Origin of the sequence: Rhodococcus sp. NCIMB 12038 (assembly GCF_002165735.1) — a bacterium.
In the GTDB taxonomy this organism is placed as follows: Bacteria; Actinomycetota; Actinomycetes; order Mycobacteriales; family Mycobacteriaceae; genus Rhodococcus_F.
The window spans coordinates 106,226-132,067 of record NZ_NHML01000005.1 but is presented as its reverse complement, the minus strand read 5'-3'; the positions used below and the strand labels follow the sequence as shown (position 1 = coordinate 132,067).

Genomic DNA, 25,842 nt, shown 5'->3' with positions numbered 1-25,842 from the left:
AGGCGCACGAGCCCGAAGGGCCTAGAACGTCGGCGGGACGGCGCCGTCCTCGCCCGTGAAGTCCACGGACGAGTACTCGCGCAGCTTCTCCAGACGGTGGTACGCGTCGATCATGCGGACGGTGCCCGACTTCGACCGCATCACGATCGACTGCGTCGAGGCGCCGCCACCGTAGTAGCGGACACCGCGGAGCAGGTCGCCGTCCGTGACGCCGGTGGCGCAGAAGAAGACGTTCTCACCGGACACGAGATCCTCGGTGGTCAGCACGCGGTCCAGATCGTGGCCTGCGTCGATGGCCTTCTGCCGCTCGGCGTCGTCGGTCGGGGCCAGCCGGCCCTGCAGCGAACCGCCCATACAGCGCATGGCGGCGGCGGCGATGATGCCCTCCGGGGTTCCACCCGTGCCGATCAGGATGTCGGTGCCAGACTCCGGACGCGCAGCGGCAATCGCACCCGCGACGTCGCCGTCGGAGATGAGGCGGATGCGGGCGCCGGTGTCCCGGACCTCCTGGATGAGCCTGGCGTGCCGAGGACGGTCCAGGATGCAGACTGTGACGTCGGAGGCCGACGCCTTGCGGACCTTCGCGACACGCCTGATGTTCTCGGCGACGGGCGCTGTGATGTCGATGACATCGGCGGCGTCGGGACCGACGGCGATCTTCTCCATGTAGAACACGGCGGACGGGTCGAACATCGCGCCGCGCTCGGCGACCGCGAGGACGGCGATCGCATTGGGCATGCCCTTTGCCATCAGCGTGGTTCCGTCGACCGGATCGACGGCGAAGTCGCAGTCCGGTCCGTCGCCGTTGCCGACCTCTTCGCCGTTGAACAGCATCGGGGCTTCGTCCTTCTCGCCCTCGCCGATGACGACGACGCCGCGCATCGAAACCGAGCTCACGAGCTGGCGCATGGCGTCGACGGCGGCGCCGTCGCCACCCTCCTTGTCGCCACGGCCGACCCAGCGACCGGCAGCCATCGCACCAGCCTCGGTGACTCGGACCAATTCCAGAGCAAGATTTCGGTCCGGGGCCTCGCGGCGACTCGAAGTGGTGCTAGCCGTCATGGGCAGTGCCTCCTGGTGCAGTCACGGTCGACGTTGTACGTCGACGCTGTGTCGGTGGCCGTCGGCCGCCGAGTGTCGGGTGGATCTCGCTGCTGATTCTCCCAGAAAGATGTGTGACGTGCGCTGCTGGGGCGCGATTCACAGGACCGAGAATCGTTGTTCCGGGACCGACCCTGGATACTGGTGGGCGTGGCATCTGATAAACCCCGCATCCTGCACAACAACCGCGACATGGTGTGGTCGCTCGTACCCCTTGTCCTGTTCTGTGTGCTGATCGCGGGTATCGCCAGCCAGTGCACGTTCAGTCCGGGCGGACCCACGAGCGGCCCGATTCCCAGCTTCGACGTGGACGCGGCGCTGAAGTACGACGCGCAGGACCTGCCGTTCCCGGTGCGCAAGCCGGAGACCCCGGAGGGCTGGACGCCCAACTCGGGCAGCCGCAGCATCGTCAGCGGCGACGGCGGCGGCGATTCGAGCACCGTCGGATTCATCACCGAGGCCGGCCGCTACATCCAGCTGACGCAGAGCAACGCCGTCGAGACGGTGCTCGTGCCGTTCGTGGCGGGTGGTCCGCGCACGGCGACGGGCACCGAGGACGTCGCAGGTCACAGCTGGATCGTGTACGGCGGGGAGGGTGTCGAACCGATCTGGGTGTCCGACTTCGGCGACGTCCGGCTGCTCGTCACGGGCAGTGCTTCACCCGAGGCGTTCGAGCAGCTGACCACCGCGGCGGCCGACGCCCCGATCCTCGCCGCCTGACGACGGGGGCGAGGATCAGCCCTCGTCCTCGGCATGGGCGAGGGCCGTCTCCACGCGCTTGCGGGCCCCCGCGAGGTGCTCCTCGCAGCGTTTGGCCAGCGCCTCACCGCGCTCCCACAGCGCGAGTGACGCGTCGAGGTCGAGGCCGCCCTGTTCGAGCACCTTGACCACGTCGACGAGTTCGTCGCGCGCTGCCTCGTACCCGAGCTCCGCGATGTCGGCCTCGTTTCCGGTGGGGTTGCTCATGTTCCTACTTGTCCTTTCCCATCACCGCGGCGCGGATTGCGCCGTCGGCGACTCGAACGCGAATCTGGGTGCCCGGCGGGGCGTCGTCGACCGAACGCAGTACCTCCGGGTCGCCGTCCGGCACGATCCGCTGGACCACGGAGTAGCCGCGGGCCAGCGTCGCGGCGGGACCGAGAGTCGTCAGCCGCGCCCGCAGGTGTTCGATCGTGGTGCTCTCCGCGGCGATCGCCCGGCTGATGTCGCGTCGCCCGGCCTCCCGCAGTCGCTCGACCTCGCCCGACCGGTCGTCGAGTGCGCGCAACGGGTCCGCGAGGACCGGCCTGCTGCGCAGCTGGGAGATCAGGTGCGACTCGCGCTGCACCCAGTTGCGCAGGGCGGCCGCGCTCCGCGACCGCAGTTCGCCGACGAGTGCCTGCTCGGCGACGGCGTCCGGCACCACCCGTTTGGCGGCGTCCGTCGGTGTCGCGGCCCGCAGGTCGGCGACGTGGTCGCTGAGCGGACTGTCCGGTTCGTGGCCGATTGCGCTGACCACCGGGGTGCGGCACGCGACGATCGCCCGGCACAGCGTCTCGTCCGAGAACGGCAGCAGATCCTCCACGCTGCCGCCGCCGCGCGCGAGGATGATCACGTCGACGTGCGGGTCGGCGTCCAGTTCCTTCAGCGCGTCCAGGATCTGCGGGATGGCGGTCGCGCCCTGCACCGGAGTGTTGCGCACCTCGAAGCGCACGGCGGGCCAGCGGCGCTGCGCCACGCTGAGGACGTCGTGCTCGGCGGCGCTGGCACGACCGGTGATCAACCCGATGGTGCCGGGCAGGAACGGCAGCGGACGCTTCAGCCGCGGGTCGAACAGGCCCTCGGCTGCCAGTAGCGCACGCAACCGCTCGATCCTGGCCAGGAGTTCGCCGATCCCGATCGCGCGGATCTCCGTGACCCGCAACGACACCGACCCGCGGCCGGTGTAGAACGACAACTTGCCGAACATCACCACCCGGCTGCCCTCGGTGAGCGGGACGGGGGAGCTCTGCAGCAACTGCGGGGAGCAGGTCACCGACAGCGACATGTCGACGGAGGGATCGCGCAGCACCAGAAACGCCGTCCGGGTGCCCGGACGCGCGTTGATCTGGGTGATCTGTCCCTCCACCCAGACACTCCCGAGCCGGTCGATCCACTGTGCGACCTTGGCCGACACGGTGCGGACCGGCCACGGCTGCTCGGCGGTACTCGGTCCGGTACTGGCTGCGCGGGGCTGTGCGGAGGTCACTTGGCCTTGGCGGTGGTGATGCGGTTGGTCAGCATGGTCTGGAACGGCGCGCGGGCCAGGGTCGCGTTCTCGTAGTCCAGCAGCGTCGTCAGGTCCTCGACCGACAGGTTGCGCAGACGCGCCCGCAACTGGGCGAGGGTCAGCGTGCCGTAGTCGAGGACGACCGCGATCTCGGGTTCGGCGACGGCGGGCCGGGCGGGGGTGGGCTTCCTGCTCGCCGCCTTCGTGGTGGAGGCGCCGTTGGTGGCGGCGGGTGCTGCCTTCGGGGCCGAGATCTTCTCGGGTGTTCTCTCGTCCTGCGGGCTCAGCGAGTACAGCGCGAACCGGCCCGGTCCGGCGGACCGCTCCTCGGCGGCGCCGTCGACGCCGGGCGCCGGATCGGTATCCTCGTCGAAGACGGCCCACGCGGGCTGCTCGTCGTCGTGGGTCCAGTTGATGAGTGCAAAGGCCTGGTCGCCCTTGATGGCCAGCGCCGTCATGGACTGCTGAACGCGCATCGTGGTCTGCAGCACCTGACTGACCGCGGTCATGGGCAGGGTCGCCGCGGTGGTCGGCAGTTTCCTGGCCTCTTCGACGGCCGTCACGGCGATTCCAGCGGCGACACGCGCCACGAACGGGGGACGAATCATTCCCACAGCCTGCCTGACAACGGCACGTTTGGGTAGCCGACGTGCCCACAGCGTCGACGACTTCGGTGCGACGATGCGCACACTACCCCGCCGAGGCCCCGCGAAAGTGTCGTCCGTCCGGGGTGACCCGTAGTCTGGAGCCATGTCTTCGGCTGTTCCACTCAATGTGGGTATCACACGTTCTGCAGATTCGGGAGCGTCGCGTGCCGACGGCGGGAAGCGCGTACTGCTCGCAGAGCCCCGCGGCTACTGCGCCGGCGTGGACCGCGCCGTCGAGACGGTGGAGAAGGCGCTCGAGAAGCACGGCGCCCCCATCTACGTGCGCAAGGAGATCGTCCACAACCGGCACGTCGTCGAGACGCTCAGCGATCAGGGTGTGGTCTTCGTCGACGAGACCGACGAGGTTCCGGAGGGTGCGCTGCTCGTGTTCTCCGCCCACGGCGTGTCACCCGCGGTCCACGAATCGGCCGCGGCGCGCAATCTGCGCACCATCGACGCCACGTGCCCGCTGGTCACGAAGGTCCACCAGGAAGCCAAGCGTTTCGCCCGCGACGACTTCGACATCCTCCTCATCGGCCACGAGGGCCACGAGGAAGTGGAGGGCACGGCCGGTGAGGCCCCCGATCACGTGCAACTCGTGGACGGCCCCGATTCGGTCGACGCCGTGACGGTCCGCGACGAATCGAAAGTCATCTGGTTGTCGCAGACCACGTTGAGCGTCGACGAGACGATGCAGACGGTCGCGCGCCTGCGGGAGCGTTTCCCGAGTCTGCAGGACCCGCCGAGCGACGACATCTGCTACGCCACCCAGAACCGTCAGGTGGCGGTCAAGGCGATGGCCCCCGAGTGCGATCTCGTGATCGTCGTCGGATCCCGCAACTCCTCCAACTCGGTTCGCCTCGTCGAGGTCGCGCTGGGTGCGGGCGCGAAGGCGTCGTACCTGGTCGACTACGCCCGCGAAGTGGATCCGGCCTGGCTCGACGGCGTCCGGACCGTGGGGATCACGTCGGGCGCGTCCGTGCCGGAAATCCTGGTGCGGGGTGTGATCGACCTGCTCGACGAGCACGGATTCCACGACGTCCAGTCGGTCACCACGGCCAACGAGACGCTGGTGTTCGCACTGCCGCGCGAGCTTCGCGCCGCGCGGACCTGATCGGCCCGCTACCGGCGCCGGCCCCGCTCTAGCGGGGCTGCTCCGACTCGAACGGCGGCTCGTACCGGTCGCGGTAGCGCACCTGCGGAATGGGGTGGGCAGGCACGTCGTTGTCGGGCCGCGGCATGGTCCGCGGCGGAACCGATCGCGGCGCCTGCGTGGTTCGCGGAGGTGCCGAACGGGGCGCCTGCGCTGCCCGGTCGACCATCGGTGGTGGGGGCGCCGTGCGCCCGCCCGACGAGGACGAGCGGCGGGGCGGCGGGGTGGCTGCCCGTCGCGACGACCGGGGGTGCTCCCGTGCAGCGTCCCTTGCGGTGTCCCTGTCCCTGTCCCGCGCCCGACGCGGCGGCGGGGACGGCTCCGACCCTTCGGCGGTGCGCCGTGGGCGGGCGGCGCGCGGCGTCCGCGGCTCCTTCTGCGCACGTCGACGCTCCGAAGTCCGCGCGGGACCGGTCTTGCGCTGCTGCAGCAGGAAGAGGCGGAGCCCACCGATCAACAGCGTCACCACGGTGGCGGCAAGCATCACCGGGAATCGGTTGACCAGCGGATATGCGACGTTGATCGCCAGGTCTTTCAGTGCGGTGCTGTTCTCCTCCGCGATCAGGCTCTGCCCGAGCGGCACCGCCACGAACAGGATCAGCGGCGGCTGGACGATCGCGGTGAACAGCGCCCGGTTGCCGGCTGCTGCCACGGCGAGGACACAGCCGAGGAAGTAGAAGGTGGAGAACGCCGCCGTGAGTTCGGTGCCACGAGCCGCATCGACAGCGAATCCGACAAAACTGACTCCGACGGCCAGGAGAATGACACCCCACCAGGGGAGACCGGGAACCGTAGGGACAATCGACCGCCTGTCGAGCGGCACCCCAGAGCGAGCACGTTGGGTTGCAGACACACAACGACAGTAGCGGCAACTTGTCGAAGAGCCCCGTTGGCGTGACCGGTGGAGCCCGAGAGATCCTCGAGATGTGTGCGTCGCGGCCACGAATCCACGGCGCTGACCTCGGTGAGGTCGCCGTCGAACACGGCGAGGTCGTGGAGCTTGCGGGCGGTGACTGTGACCCGGGACTCGATGTGGCGATGTGGCTCATGGTGCACGCGCCCACCGACAGTCCATTCGGCCGGACGCCACGCGGGCGAGGTGTTCGAGGTTGTCGGCACGGTGCTCTACGGTCTCGGGACATGAGGATCCTGCACACTTCGGACTGGCACATCGGACGCACGTTCCACGGGGTGGACCTGCTCACCGACCAGGCCAGTGTGCTCGACGCGATCGCCGCTCTCGTCGCCGAGCACGGTGTGGACGTCGTCGTCGTTCCCGGCGACGTGTACGACCGGTCGATCCCCAGCGCGGACGCCGTCACCGTGTGCAACCGCGGATTCGAAGCCATCCGGGACGCGGGCGCGGTCATCGTCGCCACGTCCGGCAACCACGATTCCGCGGCCCGGCTCGGCGCGGGTGCCGCGTTCTCCCGCGCGGGCGGGCTGCACCTCATGACGACGGTCTCCGGGATCGGCGCGCCCGTCGTGCTCGAGGACGCGCACGGACCCGTCGCGTTCTACGGCATCCCGTATCTCGAGCCCGAGATCACCCGCGCGCAACTCGACGTGCCTGCCGCCCGGTCGCACGCCGAGATCCTCGACGCCGCGATGGGCCGTGTCCGCAGCGACCTCGACGCGCGGCGTGAAAACGGGTCGCGCACCCGGTCGGTGGTGCTGGCCCACGCGTTCGTGGTCGGGGCGGAGGCCACCGGGTCGGAGCGGTCGATTTCCGTCGGCGGCGTCGAGACCGTGTCGGCGTCCGCTTTCGGCGGGGTCGACTACGTCGCGCTCGGCCACCTCCACTCGCCGCAGACCCTCACCGAGAACATCCGGTACTCGGGTTCGCCGCTGCCGTACTCGTTCGGTGAGCGCACCCACGGCAAGGCCGTCTTCCTGGTGGACCTCGACGGCGAGGGACTGCACTCCGTCGAGCGGGTCGATCTGCCGGTGGTCCGCGGTCTGAAGCAGCTGACCGGGACGGTGCAGCAGTTGCTCGAGGACGACGCGTTCCGCGACGCCGAGGACTGCTACGTGTCGGCGGTGCTCACCGACCCGGAACGTCCGGTCGACGCCATGCGCGCGCTGCAGACCCGGTTCCCGTTCGCCGTCCACCTCGAGTGGCAGCGCCCGGACGGCGCCGACGATCTGCGCTACCGCGACAAGGTGTACGGGCGCAGTGATCTGCAGATCACCCGCAGCTTCCTCACCGATCTGCGCAGCGCACCGTCGACGAGCGAGATCCGGCTGGTGGAGGCCGCGCTCGGTTACGCCGCCCGGGCCGGCGAGGACACCGCCGAGGTCGTCGCGCTGGAACAGTCGGCATGAGGCTGCATCGGCTGGAGGTCGAAGCCTTCGGGCCGTTCGCAGGATCCGTGGAAGTCGACTTCGACCGGCTCGGTGCGGACGGGCTGTTTCTGCTGCACGGTGATACCGGGGCCGGCAAGACGACGGTCCTCGACGCGGTGGCGTTCGCGCTGTACGGCACCGTGCCCGGAGCAAGGAAGGACGGCAAGCGCCTCCTGTCCGACCACGCGCCCGCCGGATCCGTTCCGACGGTGACGCTCGAGGCGACGATCGCCGGCAGGCATCTGCGGCTCGTCCGCAGCCCGGAGTTCGAGCGGCTCAAGCGTCGCGGGTCGGGGACGATCAAGGAGAACGCGAAGGCCACGCTGACCTGGCTCGACGGTCACGGCGAGAACCTGTCGCGGATCCCCGACATCGCCGACGAGGTCGGACGGCTGATGGGCATGAGCGCCGATCAGTTCTTCCAGGTGGTGCTGCTGCCGCAGGGCGAGTTCGCGAAGTTCCTGCGCGCCGACACCGAGGAGCGCGGCCAGCTGCTGGAGCGGCTGTTCGACACCACGCGATTCGAGACGGTGGAGGAGTGGTTCCTCGACCGCAGGCGCACCAGCGCCCACGAACTCGACGAGCACCAGCGGTCCGTCGACGTGCTGCTCGCGAGGGTCGCGACCGCCGCCGGGATCGAGGGCGGCGCCGACGCCGATCCGGTGACCTGGGCCCACAAGCTCGAGGACGAGGCGCGTGAAACCCGCGACCTGGCAGCGAACGACCTGCAAGAAGCGAAGGGCCGGGCGAAAGTGGCCCGTGATGCGCTCACGGAGGCGCGCCGCGTCCTCGACCTGCAGACCCGCCGACGGCGGGCCCAGACGGAGCTCGACACCCACGCAGCGGGTGCCGACCAGCGGGCCGTCCTCGTCGCCGAACTAGCCGATGCGCGCCGGGCAGAACCGGTCGCGACGGTGGCCCGCGACGCCGACGCCTCCCGAGCCAAAGCCGCGGCCGCAGCGCGGAACGTCGGGGCGATCACGGACGAACTGCGCGCGAGCGTGGGCGGCGCCGACCTCGTTGCGGAGTTGTCCTGGCCGCCGACCGCCGACGAACGCGAGCACATCCGGGCCGGAATCCGCACCTGGCGTGACGAGATCGTGCGGCTCGACGGGGCACTCGCCGAATCCGCTGCCGCCGACCGGCTCACCGTCGAGGTGGAGCGGCTGCGCGCGCGGCAGGCCGAACTCACGGAGGCCGGGGACGCGCTGTCCCGGGAGCGGGAACAACTGCCACTCGCCCTGCGGGAAGCGGAGAAGGCGCTCGACTCGGCAGAGAAGGCCCGCGCCGCGCTGCCCGGCCTCGTCGACACCCGGGACCGGGCAGCCGACGCGGCCTCCGCGGCGGCGGATCTGCGCACCCGCCGCGTCGAGCGCGATCGGCTCGAACGCGCAGTGCACGAGGCCCGGGACCAGCACCAGGACGCGCGGGAACACTGGCTCGACCTGATGCAACGCCGGATCACGGGCATGGCCGCCGAACTGGCGGGCACGCTCGAGGACGGTGTCCCGTGCCAGGTGTGTGGTTCACCCGAGCACCCGCGGCCCGCGGAACCGTCCGAGCTGTCGGTCACGAAGGCCGGCGAGGACCAGGCACGCGCGGCGGAGCAGAAAGCCGCGGCGGCGCTGACGACCGCGACCGAGAAACTCGGCGCGGCCGAGCGCGCGATCGACGTGCTCGTGCAGCGCGGCGGCGACGGTGACGCGGACGAACTCGCGCTGGCACTCTCGGCCGCGGAGTCGGCGGTGAGGGAGGCGACTGCGCTCGGGGATCAGGTGGAGCGCCGGTCCGCATTTCTCACCGAACTGCGGGACCGCCAGAGCCGGCTGCAGGAACGGTCGCGGGACGTCGGCGCCGACGCCGCCACAGTGGCCGAGCGGATCGCGGCGAGCACGACGCAGCTCGGGGAGATCCGGGCCCGGGTGACGCGAGCGGCGGGCGACGACCCGAGCGTCGAGGATCGTCGCGCGCGACTCGACGCGCTCGCCGAGGCGGCCTCGGAACTGCTGGACGCGCGGGACGCAGGCGCCGGTGCCGAGTCGGCGGCCCGTGAACTCGCGGCCAAGGCCGAGGCGCTCGCCGGGGACGCCGGATTCGGCAGCATCGACGACGCCGTGGCCGCGGTCCGGACGCCCGCCCGCCGGAATGAGATCGAGGCCGCCCTCACGGCGGCGCGGGACGCCGAGGTGGGGGCGCGCAGAGTGCTCGACGACCCCGAGGTCGCCGCTGTCGCCGACGCGGAACCCGTGGATTTGGCGGCCGTCCAGCACGCGCACGACGCGGCGGCGGAGGTCGTGGACGTTGCCGTCGCGGCGGCGTCCGACGCCGAGCGCCGACTGCTCGACCTGGAACGGTACGTCGGTCAGCTCGACAAGACCGCCGAGACGATTGCCCCGATGCAGGCCGCGCACGAGGAGTTGGCCGCGCTCGCCGAGGTGATCGCGGGCCGTGGCCAGAACGCGAGGAAGATGTCGCTGCGGTCGTATGTGCTGGCGGCCCGGCTGGAAGAGGTCGCGGTGTCGGCGTCCGCGCGGCTCGGCCGGATGTCGGACGGGCGCTACGAATTCGTCCACAGCGACGAGGCCGGTCCGCGAGGCCGCCGCGGCGGCCTGGGGCTGGATATCCGCGACGACTACACCGGGGTGGTGCGGTCGGCCAAGACCCTGTCCGGCGGTGAGTCGTTCCTGGCGTCGCTGTCGCTGGCGCTCGGTCTCGCCGATGTGGTGGCGGCCGAGTCGGGCGGCGTCGTGCTCGACACGATGTTCATCGACGAGGGATTCGGCACCCTCGACGCGGACACCCTCGACTCGGTGATGGCTGTCCTCGACGAGCTGCGTGACGGCGGCCGGGTGGTGGGGGTCGTCAGTCACGTCGACGAGATGCGGCAGCGAATCCCGAGCAGGCTGCACGTCATCCGCGGACGCACCGGCTCGACCGTCGAGGTGGTGGCCGGCTGACCGCCGGTCAGTCCGGCTTGGACGCGACGGCGGTCTCGTCGACGGTGACGCCCTCCCGCTCGGCGTCGTCGACGTCTTCGTTCGCGGCGACGGCGTCGGGGATGTTGCTCTCGGCGCTGTGCTCGTCGATCTGCTCACCGATATAGCGCACCACCACGGCGGCGACGGCGGCGGCGGGCACCGCGAGGAAGGCGCCGACGATCCCGAACACGGAGCCACCGGCGGTGACGGCGAGCAGGACCACGACGGCGTGCAGTTTCATGCTCTTGCTCTGGAGGACGGGCTGCAGCACGTTGCCCTCGATCTGCTGCACCACGATGATGATGATCAGCACGATCACCGCGGTGGTGAGACCGTTGGCGACCAGCGCGACCAGCACGGCGAGCGCGCCGGCGACGAACGCACCGACGATCGGGATGAAGCCACCGATGAACGTCAGGATCGCGAGGACCGGTGCGAGTGGCACACCGAGAATCACCAGCCCGGCCCCGATGAAGACGGCGTCGATGAGGCTGACCAGAGCCTGGGTGCGGATGAATCCACCGAGCGTGTCCCACATACGGCCCAGCACCACTTCGAGGTGACGGCCCGCGCGGCCGCCGCTGACGGAATGTAGCCAGGGGATGAACCGGGGGCCGTCCTTGATGAAGAAGAACGACAGCACCAGCACGAGGCCGAGCGTGATCAGCAGCGAGCTCGCGGTGCTGACACCGGTGAACACACCGGACGCGATGACCGTTCCACTCTCCTGGACCTTCACGATGATCGTGTGGATGCCCTGGTCGATCTGATCGTCCTGCAGGTTGATCGGCGGACCCTTCAGCCAGTCCTGCACCTGGTTGATCCCCTGGGTGGCCTTGTTGGCCAGCTCGGGGGCCTGACTGACGACGGACGGCACGATGCCGGCAATGATCCCGGCGACGACGGCGATGAACACGACGAGCGTCGTCGCTGCGGCCGCCGCCGGGGGGATCCGCCGCTTCGTCATCGCCCGCGTCGGCGGCCACAGCACCGTGCACACCACGATCGCCAGCAGCACGGGGAGGACGATCACCCACAGCTTCTCGATGATCCATCCGAACAGCAACGCGCCCAGCGCGATTGCCACGAGAACCAGCGACCACTTGGCCAGCCACATCGCACCCACCCCGATGAGGTGCCCGCGGTCCGGTTTCGTGATCGCGCCCCCGGACGGTGCCGGGGCTTCCTTCTCCGCCACAGATGGTCCTCCCTGCCGTGTCTGCTCAGCCGATCAGTACTGACAGTACTGGGGGACGCCGGGACGGCACGGTGCGGTCAGCAGCAGCGGGCGCCCGGGTTGGCGTCGGCGTCCGCGTAGCGCGCTTTCCAGTACTCGCGCTCGCTCGGCACCTCGGCGTCCGGATGGTGGCGGCGAAGGTGCTCGACGTACCTGCTGTAGTCGTGGTCGCCCATCAGCGCCCCCGTCCACCACCAGGCGGTCCGGACGGCCCCGACGACCCTATTCATCATGATGATGTGCCCTGTCCGTGTGGGTGTGCGCCGCGCCGGGGGCGCGGACCGCGCCCGAGGCGATGAGTTCGTTCCATTCCTTGTCGAGTTCCTTCTCGGCGGCGGTGGTGACGAACCCGGCCGGGGCGAAGATCTTCGACGGCTCCTCGGGTGCTTCGGTGGTCGGCAGTCCGCCCGCCCGGAACGCCTTGACGCACACGACCGCTCCGGCCGCCATGACGACCAGGACGAGGCCGGCGAACACGATCGACAGGGTGCCCTGGATGAACGTGTTGCGGATGACGGCATCGATGGCCTCGGAGGTCTTGGCGGATCCGAAACTGGTCTTGCCTGCTTCCTTCGCCTCCTTGAACGCGGCGTGCTGGGACCAGTAGCCGACGGAGGTGTTGCCGGAGAAGATCTTCTGCCAGGACGCGGTCATGGTGACGATCAGGTCCCAGACGAGGGGAACCCCCGGAATCCAGGCCCACTTGAAGAGGCCCTTCTTCATGACGATGGCGAGGACCACCATCAGGGCTATCGCGGCGAGCAACTGGTTCGCGATGCCGAACAGCGGGAACAGGGTGTTGATTCCGCCGAGCGGGTCGGTGACGCCCATCAGGAGGATGGCGCCCCACAGTCCGACGACGGCGAGCGAGCACACCCAGGCTCCGATGCGCCACGACGGATCCTTGAACTTGCGGGCGGCTCCGCCGAAGTTGCCGAGCGAGTCCGACAGCATGAACCGGGCGACCCGGGTGCCGGCGTCGACGGTGGTGAGGATGAACAGCGCCTCGAACATGATCGCGAAGTGGTACCAGAACGACTTGAGGGCTGAGCCGCCGAGGAACTGGCTGAGCACTTCTGACATGCCGAAGGCGAGCGTCGGGGCACCGCCGGTGCGCGAGATGATCGACTCCTCGTCGACGCCCGCCGCGGCCTGCGCGAGGGTGTCCGCGGAGATGTTCGGGCTGGACAGTCCGAGGCTGTTCACATACGTCGCGGCCGTCTCGGGGGTTCCGCCGGTGAGGGTGGCCGGCGCATTGAGCGCGAAGTACAGGTGCTGGTCGATGATGCACGCCGTGACGAGCGCCATGATCGCGACGAACGACTCGGTGAGCATGCCCCCGTATCCGATCAGCCGCATCTGCTTTTCCTTCGCCAGCAGTTTGGGCGTCGTGCCGGAGGAGATGAGGGCGTGGAAGCCGGACAGCGCGCCGCACGCGATCGTGATGAACAGGAACGGGAACAGCGAGCCCGCGAAGGCGGGACCGTTGCCCTGGATGGCGAACGTCGTGACGTCGGGCATCTTGATGGTGGGCTGCGCAACCAGGATGCCGATGGCCAGCAGGACGATCGTGCCGATCTTCATGAACGTCGACAGGTAGTCGCGCGGGGCCAGCAGCAGCCACACGGGCAGGACGGAGGCGGCGAAACCGTATGCGATCATCAGCCAGGCGATGGTCACCTTCGACAGCGTGAACCAGTCGGCGCCCCAGCCGGTGTCGGCCACCCAGCCGCCGGACACGATGGCGAGGAGCAGCAGCACGACGCCGATCAGCGACACCTCCGCGACCTTGCCCGGGCGCAGGTACCGCAGGTACACGCCCATGAAGAGGGCGATCGGGATGGTCATAGCGATCGAGAAGACACCCCATGGGCTTTCCGCCAGCGCGTTGACGACGACGAGGGCGAGCACCGCGATGAGGATGATCATGATGACGAAGACGCCGATCATGGCGGCGATGCCGCCGACGACGCCGAGTTCGTCGCGGGCCATCTGGCCGAGGCTGCGGCCGCGGCGTTTCGTCGAGATCCACAGGACGAGGAAGTCCTGGACGGCGCCGGCGAAGACGACGCCGATGATGATCCACAGCGTGCCGGGCAGGTAGCCCATCTGGGCGGCGAGGACGGGGCCGACGAGGGGGCCTGCGCCGGCGATGGCGGCGAAGTGGTGCCCGAACAGCACCCGCCGATCCGTCGGCATGTAGTCCTTGCCGTTTTCGAGGATCTCGGCTGGGGTGGCCCGGTCGTCGCGGGGCTGGACGAGTTTGCGCTCGATCAGCCGCGCGTAGAAGCGGTAGGCGATCAGGTAGGTGCAGACGGCGGCCACCACGAACCAGACGGCGTTGATGTTCTCGCCGCGGACGAACGCGATCATCACCCAGGCGATGCCGCCGAGAAGGCCGAGGACGGCGAACGTGATCCGCGCCGCCGGTGAGATCGGGGTGCGGTCCACCACGCCGACGGGCGGAAGATCCGGATCCGTTTTCAGGTACTCGACCTCGGATTCGGGGGCGGCTCTCAGGGCCATCGCGCACTCCTTCCCGGCGTCCCCGTCGTCATTGTGTGCCAGGGGCGACGCCGTCGACAGGTGCCACATCTTTTGTGGCCCCCGTCACCCTATTGCGCCGACGTTCCGTTCGACGAAAAAACGACGTCAGAAGCGAGTCGAGTCGGCATCGATCCAGTCGGTGAGCCAGTCCGACGGTGGGTCCTCGAGTAGTTCGCCGGGCATCAGCCACTCGTACAGTTCCGCGTAGGTGCGGGTGGTGACGCCGTCGATCCGGCGGTTGAGCATCGCCGGTGTCAGTTGGTCGAAGCTGTCGAGTCCCATCGACGCCACCATCTGCCGGGCGCCTGCCACCGTCGACTTCTGGAACCGGAACACCCTGGCCGCCTTGTCGGGGACGTCGAGTGCGTGGGTCCGCGCCGGGTCCTGGGTGGTCACCCCGACGGGGCAGCGGTTGGTGTGACACATCTGCGCCTGGATGCACCCGACGGCGAACATCATCGCGCGGGCGGCCATGGTGAAATCGGCGCCCTGGATGATCCGTTTGACGATGTCGGATGCGCTGGCGACCTTCCCGGACGCGCCGATCTTGACACGGTCCCGCAGACCGGTACCGGTGAGCGCGTTGTGCACCAGCATCAGCCCCTCGGTGAGCGGCATGCCCATGTTGTCCTCGAATTCCACTGGACCCGCACCGGTTCCGCCCTCGGAGCCGTCGACGATCACGAAGTCCGGGGTGACGTCACGTTCGAGCATCGCCTTGCAGATGCCGAGGAACTCGATGCGCGATCCGACACACAACTTGAACCCGACGGGTTTGCCGCCGGACAGCTTCCGCAGGGTGACGATGAAATCGATGAGCCCGTTCGGGGTGGAGAACGCGGTGTGCGCTGGCGGGGAGATCACCGTCTTCCCGACGGGCACGCCGCGAGTCTCGGCGATCTCCCGCGATACCTTCGCACCGGGCAGCACCCCGCCGAGCCCGGGTTTCGCGCCCTGCGACAGTTTGATCGAAATCGCCTTCACCTGGTCGAGTGCCGCGTGTTCGGCGAACTTGGCGGGGTCGAACCGGCCGTCGTCTGTCCGGCAGCCGAAGTAGCCGGACGCGATCTCCCAGATCAGGTCGCCGCCGTGCTTACGGTGGTAGGGGCTGATCGCGCCCTCGCCGGTGTCGTGCGCGAACCCGCCGCGCGCGGCCCCGGCGTTGAGGGCTTCGATGGCGTTGGCGGAGAGCGAGCCGAAGCTCATCGCGGACACGTTGAGAAGCGCGATGTCGTAGGGCTGTTCGCAGTCGGGCCCACCGAGGCGCACGGTCGGCGGTTCCGGCGGTGCCATCCGTGCGCGCAGCGAATGGACCATGAACTCGTAGCCGCCGGCGTGGACGTCCCGTTCGGTGCCGAACGGCTCCTCGGCGAGCGTGCCCTTGGCGCGCTCGTAGACGAGGTCGCGGGTATCGCGGTCGAAGGGTGTTCCATCCGTGGACGATTCGACGAAGTACTGCTGGATCTCGGGGCGGATCTTCTCGAGCAGGAACCGCGCGTGCCCCAGCACCGGGTAGTTCCGCAGAATGCTGTGCCGCCGTTGCAGCAGGTCCCACGTGCCCAGGCCGGCCGTCGCGAGCAGGAGGAGGGCGGCGAACCACCACCCGGTGGCCACACCGAACGTCAGGGCGAGAGCGCCCAGTCCGAGGATCCATATCGCGAGGACGATCAACCATCGGGTCACGTGCTGAGACTAGAACCTCACGTGAGTGCCGACGCGTACTCCGGCGCACTTTCCCACTCACGTGGCGAGGGGATGGGATAGTGGAGGCACGAGGTCAGCTGCCACGACTGGGGGATGTCATGTCGGAGTCACCGAACAATCCGGAATCGTCGAGCAACCCGGTGCCGCCGAAGCCGGGCGACACGGGCGCCTACGGCTACCAGTACCCGACGCAGCAGCAACAGCCGCAGTCGCAGCCCTACCCGGGACAGTACGGCCCGCCGCCGCTGCCGCCGTCGAACGCGGGGTGGGCGGTGGCCGCAGTCCTCTTCTTCTGGCCGCTCGCGTTCGCCGCGTTCAACCACGTCCACGACGTCTACCCGAAGTGGGCGATGGGCGATTACCAGGGCGCCCAGTACGCGTCCGACCGCGCCAAGTCGCTCGGCAAGATCGCCCTGTGGATCTGGGTGGCGCTGATCGTCGTCTTCGTCATCGGGTACGCCATCCTGATCATCGCCCTCGTCGCGAACAGCAATACCAACAGCTGGTGAGGGCGATGGTCGTTGATCCGGCGCCGACGCCGTAGAATCCAACGACCGTGAGCCTTACCCTCGGAATCGTCGGACTGCCCAACGTCGGCAAGTCCACCTTGTTCAACGCGCTGACCAACAACGACGTGCTGGCCGCGAACTACCCGTTCGCGACCATCGAACCCAACGTCGGCCTGGTCGAACTGCCCGACCCGCGGCTGTCCGAGCTCGCCCGGATCTTCGGTTCCGAGCGCATCCTGCCCGCCACGGTGTCGTTCGTCGACATCGCCGGCATCGTCAAGGGCGCCTCCGAGGGCGCCGGCCTCGGCAACAAGTTCCTCGCCAACATCCGCGAGGCCGACGCCATCTGCCAGGTCGTTCGCGTGTTCCACGACGACGACGTCGTGCACGTCGACGGCCGCGTCGACCCGGCGTCCGACATCGAGGTGATCGAGACCGAGCTCGTCATCGCCGACATGCAGACGCTGGAGAAGGCCCTGCCGCGCCTGGAGAAGGAAGCGAAGAAGAACAAGGAGCTCAAGCCCATCCACGAGGAGGCGCTGAAGGCGCAGGAAGTCCTCGACTCGGGCAAGACCCTGTTCAGCGCGAAGGACAAGCTGGACTTCGCGCTGCTGCGCGAACTGAGCCTGCTCACCACCAAGCCGTTCCTGTACGTGTTCAACGCCGACGAGGCCGTGCTCACCGACGAAGCGAAGGTCGCCGAACTGCGCGCCTCCGTCGCCCCCGCAGACGCCGTTTTCCTCGACGCCAAGGTCGAGCAGGAACTCCTCGAGCTGGACGAAGAGGACCGGCAGGAAATGCTCGACTCCATCGGCCAGTCCGAGCCCGGCCTGCACGCCCTCGCCCGCACCGGCTTCCACACTCTCGGCCTGCAGACCTACCTCACCGCAGGTCCCAAGGAATCCCGCGCCTGGACCATCCACAAGGGCGACACCGCCCCGCAGGCCGCCGGTGTCATCCACACCGACTTCGAGCGCGGCTTCATCAAGGCCGAGATCGTCTCCTTCGACGACCTCGTCGCCGCCGGATCCATGGCCGCCGCCAAGGCCGCGGGCAAGGTCCGCATGGAGGGCAAGGATTACACCATGGCCGACGGCGACGTGGTGGAGTTCCGCTTCAACGTCTGACCGCCCTGTCAGCCCAGTGGGAGGCAGATCGAGCCGAGATTCAACCCCATTGTCACGTTCACTGTCAGGTTCGTGGACGTCGAGGTGTCGAAGCCGCTGGATCCGCTGAACTTTGCGACGACGATGTGCGCACCGGTCGTCGTGAATGTGTGGTTGACGGTAGCGGTGCCGTTCGTCACGGGTGCCGCGGCGCCGCCGAGTAATGCTGTGCCCTCCTTGAACTCGACCGTGCCGCCCGAGGGGGTGGGCGCAACCTTCGCGGTCAAGGTGACCGGGCAGGTGGTCGCCGGTGTGCCCGTCGCGGACACAGTGGTCGTGGTGGTTGCTGCGGCGGCGGACGGAGTCACGAGCACCATTGCTGCGGCCACGGCGCCCAGGGTGAACATTCCGGCCCTCAGTCGTGGCGCGAGCCTGCGACCAACGTGATGGCCCTGTTCGGTCGGTCCCGAACGAGGCCGTGGATTTGCGAGCGAGATCATGACCGCACTCCTTCGATTCGCGCCTGACGAAACGCGAAGCGGACGACCACGGATCGACCTTCGTGGCCGCCCGGGCCGCTGAATTCGACGCTACTCGGGGTGTGTGAGCTGTATCAATCCTGGAGACCGGTCGGTACCGGGGCGAAACCGTGTCAGCCTCAGCCTCCGACTGCCGGTTGCGTGGTTCCGCGCACGAGGACTGCGACGACTCCTGCGCCGACGAGGGAGATCAACCCCATGGTGACGGCGGCGTGGTTCCAGCCCGTCACCATGCCGTCGATGGTGCCTGCGGGGTCGAGGGCGATGATACTGACGACGGTGACGCCGATGGAGGAGCCGAGGTAGCGGGCGGTGTTGTTGGCGCCGCTGCCGAGTCCGCCCTGGTCGGCGGGGACGCTGGCGACGGCTTGGCGGCCGAGGCCGGCGTTGAGCAGTCCGCTGGCGACGCCGGCGAGCAGCAGTCCCGGGACGAGTCGCAGCAGGGACGAGTCGGGGGACAGGCCCGTCATCGTGAGCATGGCAACGCCGACGCCGGCGAGTCCGATGACGAGTTGCGGCGACCCGGCGAGCCGCGCCGGGAGTTTCCGCGCCAGCAATGACGCCACGACGCTCGTGCCGGACCACAGCGCGATCACCCCGGCCGCGGCGAGGGTGCTGACGTGCATCGTCTTGACCAGGAACGTGCATGCGAACGACATCAGGCCGATGATGCCCGCCCCGGTGGCGAGGGCGGCGAGGGTGGCGGCGAGGAAATCGCGCCGGCGGAACAACGCGAGGTCGAGCATCGGGAACGGGCGCCGCCGCTCGACGCCGACGAACGCGAGGGTGAATACGGCGGCGCCGACACCGCAGAGGACGGTGGCGGCGGTGTTGCCCTGCCTGCCCTCGACCAGTGCGACGAGGACCAGCACCATCGCGGCGCACAGCGTGAGCGCTCCGGGGACGTCGATCCGCTTCGGGACTGCGGACCGTGACTCCGCAAGTGCGCGCGTCGCGACCTGTCCGATCGCGAGGGACGCGACGGCGAGTGCCCAGTACAGGCCGCGCCACCATCCGGCGAGGTCGAGGAGTCCTGCGAGCACCGGACCGACTGCGATGCCTGCGCCGACGCTCGCGCCCCAGATCCCGCTCGCCGTCGCGCGTGCCGCCGGGGTGGCGAAGGCGTGGGCGACGGCGGCGAGGCTGGCGGCGATGAGCGCTGCGCCCGCCACGCCCTGGATCAGACGGCCGACGATGAACAGGACGGGTTCCTGACTGATCGCGCCGACCACGGCTCCCAGTGCGAGAAGCCAGGCGCCCCAATGGAACACCCGGCGCCGGCCGTAGTCGTCGGCGAGCGCGCCCGCCGTCAGCAGGACCGCGGCGAGGCCCACGCTCATCGAACTGAGAATCCACGTCTGCGCTGCGGGCCCGGCCGACAGCGCCGCGGCGACGGTGGGCATGTTGCCGAGCGGCGCGCAGAACGCGATCAGGGCGACGAACGTGCCGAGCGACGCGACGGACAGCGTGGTTCCCGGGCGGGGTGCGGGTGTACGGGCGGGTGAGGCAACCGCGGTTGGTCTGTTCACAAGACTGAACCTAGAACTATTTTGGTCTGGTGACAAGACTGAGTTGCGCTAGCATGGGGAAATGGCACTGGGAACCGGGTACTCGCAGCAGAACTGCAACCTCGCTCGCGCGCTCGAGGTGGTGGGTGAGCGGTGGACGATGCTCGTGCTGCGCGACTGCTTCTACGGCGTCCGCCGCTTCAGTGATCTGCTCGCCCATCTCGACATCTCGCGCGCCGTCCTGACGGATCGGCTGGGCGCTCTCGTCGACGCCGGCGTGCTCGTCCGTGTCGCCGACGGTGGCCACCCCGAGTACGAACTCACCGAGGCCGGAAAGGCGCTGTGGCCGAGCATCTATGCGCTCTCCCAATGGGGTGAGCAGTACGCGTCGCCCGGCAGTTACCCCGGCCGGGTGTTCTCGCATGCGGAGTGCGGGACCCAACTCGACCGTTTCGGGCGGTGCCCCGGCTGCGGCACGATCCCGGGGCCGGAAGACCTCGTGGTCGCGCCCGGGCCGGGGGAGGCCGTCCACCCTCGCAGCGACGCCGTAGCCGTGGCCCTGCGGGAACCCCGCCGGATGCTCACCCCGCTGCGGTCACGCAGCGAGGCCTGAATGTCACGCCGCGACGCGCAGGGGTGGTTCGAACGTCGCCCGCACCTGCAGCCACTGGGCGAGGATCTGACATCCGGTGAGACCGCTCGCGTCGAGTGGTTCGCTGGCGTACGCGATATGCCGGCCGCCGCGGGTGTTGACGACGCGCACCCCGCGCCAGGCGAGGCGCGGTGGGAGGTAGCCGAGTACCTCGATCATCGCGGTCCGCAGTCGTCGGGCGTCGGTGCGCCACTGCCGAGGGCTGAATCGTGTCATTCTCGCATTCTGGAAGCTGTTGCTGCGGATCAGTTCCCACGTCTGCGCGAGCCATGTCCGCAGCGCGCGGAACGACATCCACCGGGTGAGATCCGCGATGTCGCGCACATAGCTGTCTTCGCTGGCATTGCAGATCATGTCGTCCGCGTGCGCGATCCACTGGACCGGTACCGACTCGGGGATCGGCGCGCCGGCACCTGCGACTCCGCGCCCGAAGCATCCCGGTACCACCCCCGCCGGTTGTTCGGGGTCGGAGACGAGACCCACGGCGGCAAGGTTGCCGGCGTGCAGGGCGCCGGTGGCGATCTGCCCGAGGACCTCACGAATCACCGTGCATCCCTGCGAGTACCCGATCAGCATGACCGGTCCGGGAACGTCGTCCATGGCGTCGATCAACCGGCGGACGCCGACCTCGGTGCTCTGCCGATAGCTGAGCCCGCCCGCGGCGACCGGCCCATAGGACGCGGGGTAGCCGACCCACCGAGACTCGAATCGGTCGTCGAGGGCGTCGGTGACGTCACTCAACAGCCCGGAGACGTGGCGCCGGTGGTCATCGGGGTGGGACTCACCGGTACCACCGACAGCGAGAACGGTCACCTGGGGCATGGCGTCCATCATGCCGACGGACGATAAGGATTCGATCGGTCGACCCTGAGAAGTTCCTGGCAATCGACTGCGAACGGTTGTCACCCGATCGCCAGCGCGATCAGAGCCACCAGTGGCGGCCCGCTCTGCGACACTGCGCCGACGACGCCGTCGCCGCGCTGCCGGCTGAGTGCCATGCGATCCGACACGGCCAAAGCGAGTCCCGCCAGGAACATGAAGATGCACGTGTAGACGACGAGCGTGCGGCCCGGAGTGTCGTGACCGGTCCACCACAGGACGACGCCGGCGATTGCTCCGGAACCCAGGTACAGGTTGTAGAAGCCGACGTTGAACGCCCACAGATGGGCGGCGGGCACGTCGCTGCCGGGGATCCGGAAGATGCCCTCGTGCACCGACGGTCTGCGGAACAGGAGCGATTCCCACACGAACGCCAGCACGTGCACGCCGGCGGCGATCAGGGTGGCGATCTGCGCGACGACGATCATGACGCACCCGTCCGGGTTCCGAGTTCGACGCCGTAGCGACTGGTGATCTCGTGCAGCAGCCGGCCCACGTCCTCCGGCGCGGGCCGGCCGTGTCCGATGGCGTCGAGATCACTGAAGAAGCCACTGTTGGCCGCCCCGGCGGAGACGAGGAGGAAGTCGGCGTCTTCGGAGAGGACAGTGAACGTATTCATCGTTCCCGCCTCGATGACGATGGTTTCCCCCGCCGCGACCTCGTATCCGGTGTCTCCGGCCTGGACGAGTATCCGGCCGCGCAGCACGTGATACGACTTCGCCCACGGCTCGGCGTGCAGCGGACCGGCCGCTGCATTCCGGGACGCTTCGACGAGGAACACTTCGAACGCTCCGCCGACGTCATCGCCGCCGACCAGGACCGTGATGTCGGCGTCCGGCACGGTGAGGCGCCGGCCGTCGCCCGCTGCGACTACGTGAACTTTCGTGGACATACTGCGACGCTAGGACGCTCACACCGCGCTGCCCATCCCAGGATCCTGGGATGGTGGTGTGCCCGTGACCAGCGCATACTGGGTCCATGCTGGAGGTTCGGGCGGAGAAGCTGCGCCGGGAAGTGCTCGCGTTCGCGGGAGAGGGCGCCGGCGTCACGCAACTGCACGAGCGTGCCATCGAACTGGTCGGTGAGACGGTGCGCAGCGACCTCACGTGCTGGGCGATGCTCGACCCGGAGACACTCGCGATCAGTTCGATGACGAGCGGGCGCAGCCGTATCCCGCAGCAGTACGAACCGCTGCTCGCCGAATCCGAGTACAACGGTGCCGATCCGGGGACGTTCGCCGAACTCGCCTGCAGTGGCCGGACTGTCGCGCGGGCCTCGGACCTGCCCGCGGGCGAGGTCGCCCACAGCCTCCGCCACGGCGCGGTGTGGGCGCCGCTGGGGCTCGGCAGCGAGGTCCGCCTCGTGTTCCGCATCGACGGGGTGTGCTGGGGTGCAGCCGGATTCGTGCGGTCCGGACCGGATTTCACCGACCGTGACCTCGAGTTCCTCTCGCTCGTGGCGCCCGGGCTCGCGGTCGCGACGCGGGCCGCGTCCGTGCACGCTCGGGCGGTCACCGGTTGCGGTGATCAGGGTCCGGCGGTGGTGCTGACCGATGCCGCCGGTGATCCGGTCGCGCTGACGGCCGCTGCCCGAGACTGGCGGGATCGCTTCGACGACGTAGCCCCGGGCAGACTGGATGTGGTGTTGCGGGCCGCGACCTTCGGGGCGCGGTCGAGCAGTTCCGGCGTGTTCAAGGCACGTGTCCGCGACGCGGAGGGCGGCTGGATTCTGGTGCGCGCCACGGCATTGACCGGCGGCGACGAGCCGCAGACGGCGGTCACCCTCGAACCCGCCGCCGACGGCGAGCTCACCGGACTACTGCTCGCGGCGTATGCGGTGACCGCACGCGAACGCGACGTGTGCGCCGACGTGCTGGCCGGCTACGCGACGTCCGAGATCGCGGACCGTCGCGGCATCACCGTGAACACCGTCCAGGATCATCTGAAATCGGTCTACGCGAAGGCCGGGGTCCGCAGCCGCGCGGAACTCGCCGCACGGCTGCGGACCGGTCGAGAGAACTAGCGACCGCTCACGACCCGGTGGTGCCCGTCGCCAGTGAGGAGCAGGCCTCCTGCGCTGCGGCCCACGTCGAACTGTCGACCCCGGGAGGTGCGGCCGACTCGTCCGGCGCCCCACCGTGCGGTGGGGCGGATCCGGCGCCGCCCTCCGGCGGTGTCATCTCGCCGCTGGGCGGGGCCATTCCGCCCGGGGCGCCGCCGCCGGCCTGGTCGGGCGGTGCGGGCACGCCGTTTTCTTCGAGGCAGGCCTCGAGTTCGTCGCTCATCGCCGCGGGCGCGGTGCCGCCCTGCGCAGCGCTGCCGCCGGTGCCGTCCTGCACGGCGCTGCTGCTGGTGCTTGTCGACGAAGTGCCGGACGAAGACTCGCCCGAGCTACACGCGACGACGGAACATGCGAGACCTACTGCCATCGCCGCCCCACCGATGCCGCGAACCAATTGTGAACGCATGATCGATGCCCTTCCTCTGTGAGTGAGACACCACTACACCGCGGGAAGCTGGGAGAACGCTGCGTGCACGCTGGAAGGGCACTGTCAGCGCGGTTCGGGCCGCTCCTGGTAGCACTTGAAACTCAGTGCGAGACGGCCACGCCCGTGCGTCATCGAGCGCAGGGCGACCGGATAGTCGGTGACCTCGCTCGTCGGCACCGAGGCGATGACGGTGACCTCGCCGTCCCCTGCCGGTTCGGTGCCCTCGATCTGGCCGCGTCGCCGTCCGAGATCCGCCATCACGTCACCCTGCAGCGTCGAGGGAACGGTGACCTCGACGTGGTCGACGGGTTCGAGAACGAGAGTGCCCACCTTCTCGATGGCAGCACGGAGGGCGAGCGCCCCCGCCATCCGGAAGCTGAAATCGTCGGAGTCGACCGAGTGATGCTTGCCGTCGAGTACGGTGGCGCGCAGGTCGACGAGCGGAAACCCGTGCCTGCCTCCGCGTCCCATCGATTCGGCGATCCCCTTGCCGACCGCGGGAATGAGGGACTTGGGTATCACTCCGCCGCGGGTCTCGTCGACGAACTCGTATCCCTCGTCGCGGGGGAGCGGCTCGAAGCGGACCGTCGCCACCCCGAACTGGCCGTGGCCGCCGCTTTGCTTCTTGTGGCGGCCCTCCGTCTCCACGGTGCCGAGCAGTGTCTCGCGGTACGCGATCTTCACCGGTTCGGTCAGGAGGGTGATGCCGTACCGCCGCTTCAACCGGGTCAGCGCCACCTGCACGTGCACGTCGCCGGCGCCCCGGATCACAGTCTGGTGGGTCTCGCTGTCGCGCGTGACCTCGAGCGTCGGGTCGTCGCTGACGAGTTCGGCCAGGGCGGTCGCGAGTTTGTCCTCGTCGCCCGCGCTTTCGGCGGCCACCGCGAGTCCGTAGACGGGACGGCGGTGCACGATTGGGGGCACGGTGAGTGACGATCCGATCGGTGCGAGGGTGTCGCCGGTCGAGACGTCGGTGAGTTTGATGGCGCCGACGATGTCGCCGGCCTCCGCGCTGTCGATCGGGGTGTGCTTGCTGCCGAGGACGCGAAGGAGGTTGTGCAGGCGCTCCTTCGCGCCGGTGCGCTGGTTGACGAGGATGTCGTCCGCGTGCACGCTGCCGGAGAGGACCTTCAGCAGCGCCACCTGCCCGACGTATTCGTCGGTCTGCGTCTTGAAGACGTACGCGAGCGGATCGCCGGACGGATCGCACCGCACCTCGGCGACCCGGTCCCCGTCGCCACGGACCTCGATACCCGGGACCTCCGACGGTGCGGGCGCGATCCGGCACACGAAGTCGAGCAACCGGTCGACGGCGATCGCATCGACGGCCGACCCGCACAGCACCGGCCACAGCGAGCCCGCGGCGAAACCCGCGCGGAGTGCGTGCTCGAGTTCGGGAACCGAGATGTCCTCGCCGTCGAGGTACTTCGAGAGCAGGTCGTCCTCGATCTCGACGACGTCCTCCACGAGATGTTCGTGCTGTTCGTGTTCGCGGTCGGCGATGTCGGCGGGAAGTTCGTCGCTCGTGTTCGCGGACCCGCTGTCGTAGAGGATGACGTGCTCGGTGAGGAGGTCGGCGACGCCGGTGAAACCGGACGCCTCGCCGACGGGCAGGTCGACGGGCTCGACTCCGGATCCGAAGTGATCGCGGATCCCGGCCAGGACGGCGTCGAACGACGCCCGTTCCTTGTCCATCTTGTTCACGAACAGGATGCGCGGGATGGCTCGCTCGGTCGCCGCCTGCCACAGCAGTTCGTCGTTCACCTGCAGACCGCTGACCCCGTCGATCACGAACACGGCCACGTCGGCGACCCGGAGCGCCGTCATCGCGTCGCCGGCGAAATCGGCGTAGCCCGGCGGGTCGAGAAGATTGATCCGGTAGTCGTTCCAGGAGAACGAGGCCAAGCCGAGCGTCAGCGACTGGGTGCGGTCGTGTTCCTCGGGTTGGGTGTCGAGCACGGTGTTGCCGCTCTCGACACGTCCGGGCCGCGTGACGACACCGGCGCGGAAGAGCATCGCCTCTGCGAGCGTCGTCTTCCCGTTGCCCTGATGTCCCACCAGAGCGATATTGCGGATCAGATCCGTTTCGGTCGTCACTGCTACCCCCACCGTGTCGTACGGGTCGCTCCCGACGATACCGCGCGCGCGACCGGCGGCGAGGCGTTATCTTCCACGTGAAGAGGTGGCCGCGACCTCGGTC

Annotated in this window: 24 protein-coding genes; 8 read left to right on the top strand and 16 right to left on the bottom strand. The window is 69.1% G+C overall.

Annotation, left to right across the window (positions count from 1 at the left end; translation table 11 throughout):
• Positions 1 to 21: 21 nt before the first annotated feature.
• Positions 22 to 1,062, bottom strand: a complete 1,041-nt coding sequence (glpX, locus tag CA951_RS08905; protein WP_087556509.1) for a class II fructose-bisphosphatase — start codon at positions 1,060 to 1,062, stop codon at positions 22 to 24.
• Between the two features lie 189 nt (positions 1,063 to 1,251).
• Between glpX and CA951_RS08900 the strand changes: the two genes are divergently transcribed.
• On the top strand, positions 1,252 to 1,821 hold the full coding sequence (locus CA951_RS08900) for a DUF4245 domain-containing protein (RefSeq protein ID WP_009479114.1): 570 nt from the start codon (positions 1,252 to 1,254) through the stop codon (positions 1,819 to 1,821).
• 15 nt (positions 1,822 to 1,836) lie between these two features.
• On the opposite strand, the gene CA951_RS08895 is transcribed toward CA951_RS08900, so the two are convergent.
• Genes CA951_RS08895 through CA951_RS08885 form a run of 3 tightly spaced genes read right to left on the bottom strand, consistent with a single transcriptional unit; the run spans position 1,837 to position 3,957 of the window.
• A complete protein-coding gene (locus CA951_RS08895) occupies positions 1,837 to 2,067 on the bottom strand; it encodes an exodeoxyribonuclease VII small subunit (RefSeq protein WP_087556508.1) in 231 nt (76 codons plus the stop codon).
• A gap of 4 nt (positions 2,068 to 2,071) precedes the next feature.
• Positions 2,072 to 3,328, bottom strand: a complete 1,257-nt coding sequence (gene xseA, locus CA951_RS08890) for an exodeoxyribonuclease VII large subunit (protein ID WP_087556507.1) — start codon at positions 3,326 to 3,328, stop codon at positions 2,072 to 2,074.
• Positions 3,325 to 3,957, bottom strand: coding sequence for a lipid droplet-associated protein (locus tag CA951_RS08885; protein ID WP_087556754.1), 633 nt, complete (start codon positions 3,955 to 3,957; stop codon positions 3,325 to 3,327). The genes xseA and CA951_RS08885 overlap by 4 nt, the downstream gene beginning before the upstream one ends.
• A gap of 142 nt (positions 3,958 to 4,099) precedes the next feature.
• Here CA951_RS08885 and CA951_RS08880 point away from each other — a divergent pair, with 142 nt between their 5' ends.
• Positions 4,100 to 5,110, top strand: a complete 1,011-nt coding sequence (locus CA951_RS08880; protein ID WP_087556506.1) for a 4-hydroxy-3-methylbut-2-enyl diphosphate reductase — start codon at positions 4,100 to 4,102, stop codon at positions 5,108 to 5,110.
• 28 nt (positions 5,111 to 5,138) lie between these two features.
• Here the strand turns inward: CA951_RS08880 and CA951_RS08875 are convergent, their stop codons facing one another.
• Entirely contained in the window at positions 5,139 to 6,002 is an 864-nt protein-coding gene (locus CA951_RS08875; protein WP_179220153.1) for a DUF6542 domain-containing protein, read from the bottom strand.
• Between the two features lie 287 nt (positions 6,003 to 6,289).
• Between CA951_RS08875 and CA951_RS08865 the strand changes: the two genes are divergently transcribed.
• Both CA951_RS08865 and CA951_RS08860 read left to right on the top strand, forming a co-directional pair.
• Positions 6,290 to 7,474, top strand: a complete 1,185-nt coding sequence (locus tag CA951_RS08865; protein ID WP_087556503.1) for an exonuclease SbcCD subunit D — start codon at positions 6,290 to 6,292, stop codon at positions 7,472 to 7,474.
• Positions 7,471 to 10,452, top strand: a complete 2,982-nt coding sequence (locus tag CA951_RS08860; protein WP_087556502.1) for an AAA family ATPase — start codon at positions 7,471 to 7,473, stop codon at positions 10,450 to 10,452. Before CA951_RS08865 ends, CA951_RS08860 begins: the two co-directional genes overlap by 4 nt.
• Positions 10,453 to 10,459: 7 nt before the next feature.
• Here the strand turns inward: CA951_RS08860 and CA951_RS08855 are convergent, their stop codons facing one another.
• The 4 genes from CA951_RS08855 to CA951_RS08840 form a co-directional block, all read right to left on the bottom strand.
• Positions 10,460 to 11,671: an AI-2E family transporter gene (locus CA951_RS08855; protein WP_087556501.1), complete on the bottom strand. Its 1,212-nt coding sequence runs from the start codon at positions 11,669 to 11,671 to the stop codon at positions 10,460 to 10,462.
• Positions 11,672 to 11,748: 77 nt separating this feature from the next.
• Positions 11,749 to 11,940 carry a YbdD/YjiX family protein gene (locus tag CA951_RS08850; protein WP_087556753.1) on the bottom strand — a complete coding sequence of 64 codons (192 nt, stop codon included), beginning with the start codon at positions 11,938 to 11,940 and terminating at the stop codon, positions 11,749 to 11,751.
• Complete coding sequence (locus CA951_RS08845) at positions 11,933 to 14,236, bottom strand: carbon starvation CstA family protein (protein WP_087556752.1); 2,304 nt, start codon at positions 14,234 to 14,236, stop codon at positions 11,933 to 11,935. The genes CA951_RS08850 and CA951_RS08845 overlap by 8 nt, the downstream gene beginning before the upstream one ends.
• 126 nt (positions 14,237 to 14,362) lie before the next feature.
• Complete coding sequence (locus CA951_RS08840) at positions 14,363 to 15,940, bottom strand: FMN-binding glutamate synthase family protein (RefSeq protein WP_087556500.1); 1,578 nt, start codon at positions 15,938 to 15,940, stop codon at positions 14,363 to 14,365.
• A 119-nt stretch (positions 15,941 to 16,059) separates the two neighbouring features.
• Between CA951_RS08840 and CA951_RS08835 the strand changes: the two genes are divergently transcribed.
• Both CA951_RS08835 and ychF read left to right on the top strand, forming a co-directional pair.
• Positions 16,060 to 16,470, top strand: coding sequence for a CD225/dispanin family protein (locus tag CA951_RS08835; protein WP_087556499.1), 411 nt, complete (start codon positions 16,060 to 16,062; stop codon positions 16,468 to 16,470).
• 47 nt (positions 16,471 to 16,517) lie between these two features.
• Positions 16,518 to 17,597, top strand: coding sequence for a redox-regulated ATPase YchF (gene ychF, locus CA951_RS08830; RefSeq protein ID WP_087556498.1), 1,080 nt, complete (start codon positions 16,518 to 16,520; stop codon positions 17,595 to 17,597).
• 8 nt (positions 17,598 to 17,605) lie between these two features.
• Here the strand turns inward: ychF and CA951_RS08825 are convergent, their stop codons facing one another.
• Positions 17,606 to 17,983, bottom strand: a complete 378-nt coding sequence (locus tag CA951_RS08825) for an Ig-like domain-containing protein (RefSeq protein WP_087556497.1) — start codon at positions 17,981 to 17,983, stop codon at positions 17,606 to 17,608.
• 251 nt (positions 17,984 to 18,234) lie between these two features.
• Positions 18,235 to 19,644, bottom strand: coding sequence for an MFS transporter (locus tag CA951_RS08820; protein WP_087556496.1), 1,410 nt, complete (start codon positions 19,642 to 19,644; stop codon positions 18,235 to 18,237).
• Positions 19,645 to 19,705: 61 nt separating this feature from the next.
• On the opposite strand from CA951_RS08820, the gene CA951_RS08815 reads away from it, so the two are divergent.
• The gene (locus tag CA951_RS08815; protein WP_087556495.1) at positions 19,706 to 20,236 is read left to right on the top strand and encodes a helix-turn-helix domain-containing protein; all 531 of its coding nucleotides are present in this window, start codon (positions 19,706 to 19,708) and stop codon (positions 20,234 to 20,236) included.
• A gap of 3 nt (positions 20,237 to 20,239) precedes the next feature.
• Here the strand turns inward: CA951_RS08815 and CA951_RS08810 are convergent, their stop codons facing one another.
• The 3 genes from CA951_RS08810 to CA951_RS08800 form a co-directional block, all read right to left on the bottom strand.
• Positions 20,240 to 21,109 (bottom strand): PE-PPE domain-containing protein, encoded by an 870-nt coding sequence (locus CA951_RS08810; protein WP_087556494.1) that lies wholly within the window; start codon positions 21,107 to 21,109, stop codon positions 20,240 to 20,242.
• A 68-nt stretch (positions 21,110 to 21,177) separates the two neighbouring features.
• The gene (locus tag CA951_RS08805) at positions 21,178 to 21,582 is read right to left on the bottom strand and encodes a DUF1304 domain-containing protein (RefSeq protein ID WP_087556493.1); all 405 of its coding nucleotides are present in this window, start codon (positions 21,580 to 21,582) and stop codon (positions 21,178 to 21,180) included.
• Positions 21,579 to 22,046, bottom strand: coding sequence for a hypothetical protein (locus CA951_RS08800; protein ID WP_087556492.1), 468 nt, complete (start codon positions 22,044 to 22,046; stop codon positions 21,579 to 21,581). Before CA951_RS08800 ends, CA951_RS08805 begins: the two co-directional genes overlap by 4 nt.
• Before the next feature lie 86 nt (positions 22,047 to 22,132).
• Between CA951_RS08800 and CA951_RS08795 the strand changes: the two genes are divergently transcribed.
• Entirely contained in the window at positions 22,133 to 23,176 is a 1,044-nt protein-coding gene (locus CA951_RS08795; RefSeq protein WP_087556491.1) for a helix-turn-helix transcriptional regulator, read from the top strand.
• Between the two features lie 7 nt (positions 23,177 to 23,183).
• Here the strand turns inward: CA951_RS08795 and CA951_RS08790 are convergent, their stop codons facing one another.
• Positions 23,184 to 23,621, bottom strand: a complete 438-nt coding sequence (locus CA951_RS08790) for a hypothetical protein (protein ID WP_256973437.1) — start codon at positions 23,619 to 23,621, stop codon at positions 23,184 to 23,186.
• 84 nt (positions 23,622 to 23,705) lie between these two features.
• On the bottom strand, positions 23,706 to 25,739 hold the full coding sequence (gene fusA / locus CA951_RS08785; RefSeq protein ID WP_087556490.1) for an elongation factor G: 2,034 nt from the start codon (positions 25,737 to 25,739) through the stop codon (positions 23,706 to 23,708).
• Positions 25,740 to 25,842: the final 103 nt, after the last annotated feature.

Bases quoted from the DNA above. Each gene is read 5' to 3' on its own strand.
- glpX (WP_087556509.1), bottom strand. From the start codon at position 1,062: ATGACGGCTAGCACCACTTCGAGTCGCCGCGAGGCCCCGGACCGAAAT.
- CA951_RS08895 (WP_087556508.1), bottom strand. From the start codon at position 2,067: ATGAGCAACCCCACCGGAAACGAGGCCGACATCGCGGAGCTCGGGTAC.
- CA951_RS08885 (WP_087556754.1), bottom strand. From the start codon at position 3,957: ATGATTCGTCCCCCGTTCGTGGCGCGTGTCGCCGCTGGAATCGCCGTG.
- CA951_RS08880 (WP_087556506.1), top strand. From the start codon at position 4,100: ATGTCTTCGGCTGTTCCACTCAATGTGGGTATCACACGTTCTGCAGAT.
- CA951_RS08865 (WP_087556503.1), top strand. From the start codon at position 6,290: ATGAGGATCCTGCACACTTCGGACTGGCACATCGGACGCACGTTCCAC.
- CA951_RS08860 (WP_087556502.1), top strand. From the start codon at position 7,471: ATGAGGCTGCATCGGCTGGAGGTCGAAGCCTTCGGGCCGTTCGCAGGA.
- CA951_RS08850 (WP_087556753.1), bottom strand. From the start codon at position 11,940: ATGAATAGGGTCGTCGGGGCCGTCCGGACCGCCTGGTGGTGGACGGGG.
- CA951_RS08845 (WP_087556752.1), bottom strand. From the start codon at position 14,236: ATGGCCCTGAGAGCCGCCCCCGAATCCGAGGTCGAGTACCTGAAAACG.
- CA951_RS08835 (WP_087556499.1), top strand. From the start codon at position 16,060: ATGTCGGAGTCACCGAACAATCCGGAATCGTCGAGCAACCCGGTGCCG.
- CA951_RS08825 (WP_087556497.1), bottom strand. From the start codon at position 17,983: ATGTTCACCCTGGGCGCCGTGGCCGCAGCAATGGTGCTCGTGACTCCG.
- CA951_RS08815 (WP_087556495.1), top strand. From the start codon at position 19,706: ATGGCACTGGGAACCGGGTACTCGCAGCAGAACTGCAACCTCGCTCGC.
- CA951_RS08810 (WP_087556494.1), bottom strand. From the start codon at position 21,109: ATGATGGACGCCATGCCCCAGGTGACCGTTCTCGCTGTCGGTGGTACC.
- CA951_RS08805 (WP_087556493.1), bottom strand. From the start codon at position 21,582: ATGATCGTCGTCGCGCAGATCGCCACCCTGATCGCCGCCGGCGTGCAC.
- CA951_RS08800 (WP_087556492.1), bottom strand. From the start codon at position 22,046: ATGTCCACGAAAGTTCACGTAGTCGCAGCGGGCGACGGCCGGCGCCTC.
- CA951_RS08795 (WP_087556491.1), top strand. From the start codon at position 22,133: ATGCTGGAGGTTCGGGCGGAGAAGCTGCGCCGGGAAGTGCTCGCGTTC.
- CA951_RS08790 (WP_256973437.1), bottom strand. From the start codon at position 23,621: ATGCGTTCACAATTGGTTCGCGGCATCGGTGGGGCGGCGATGGCAGTA.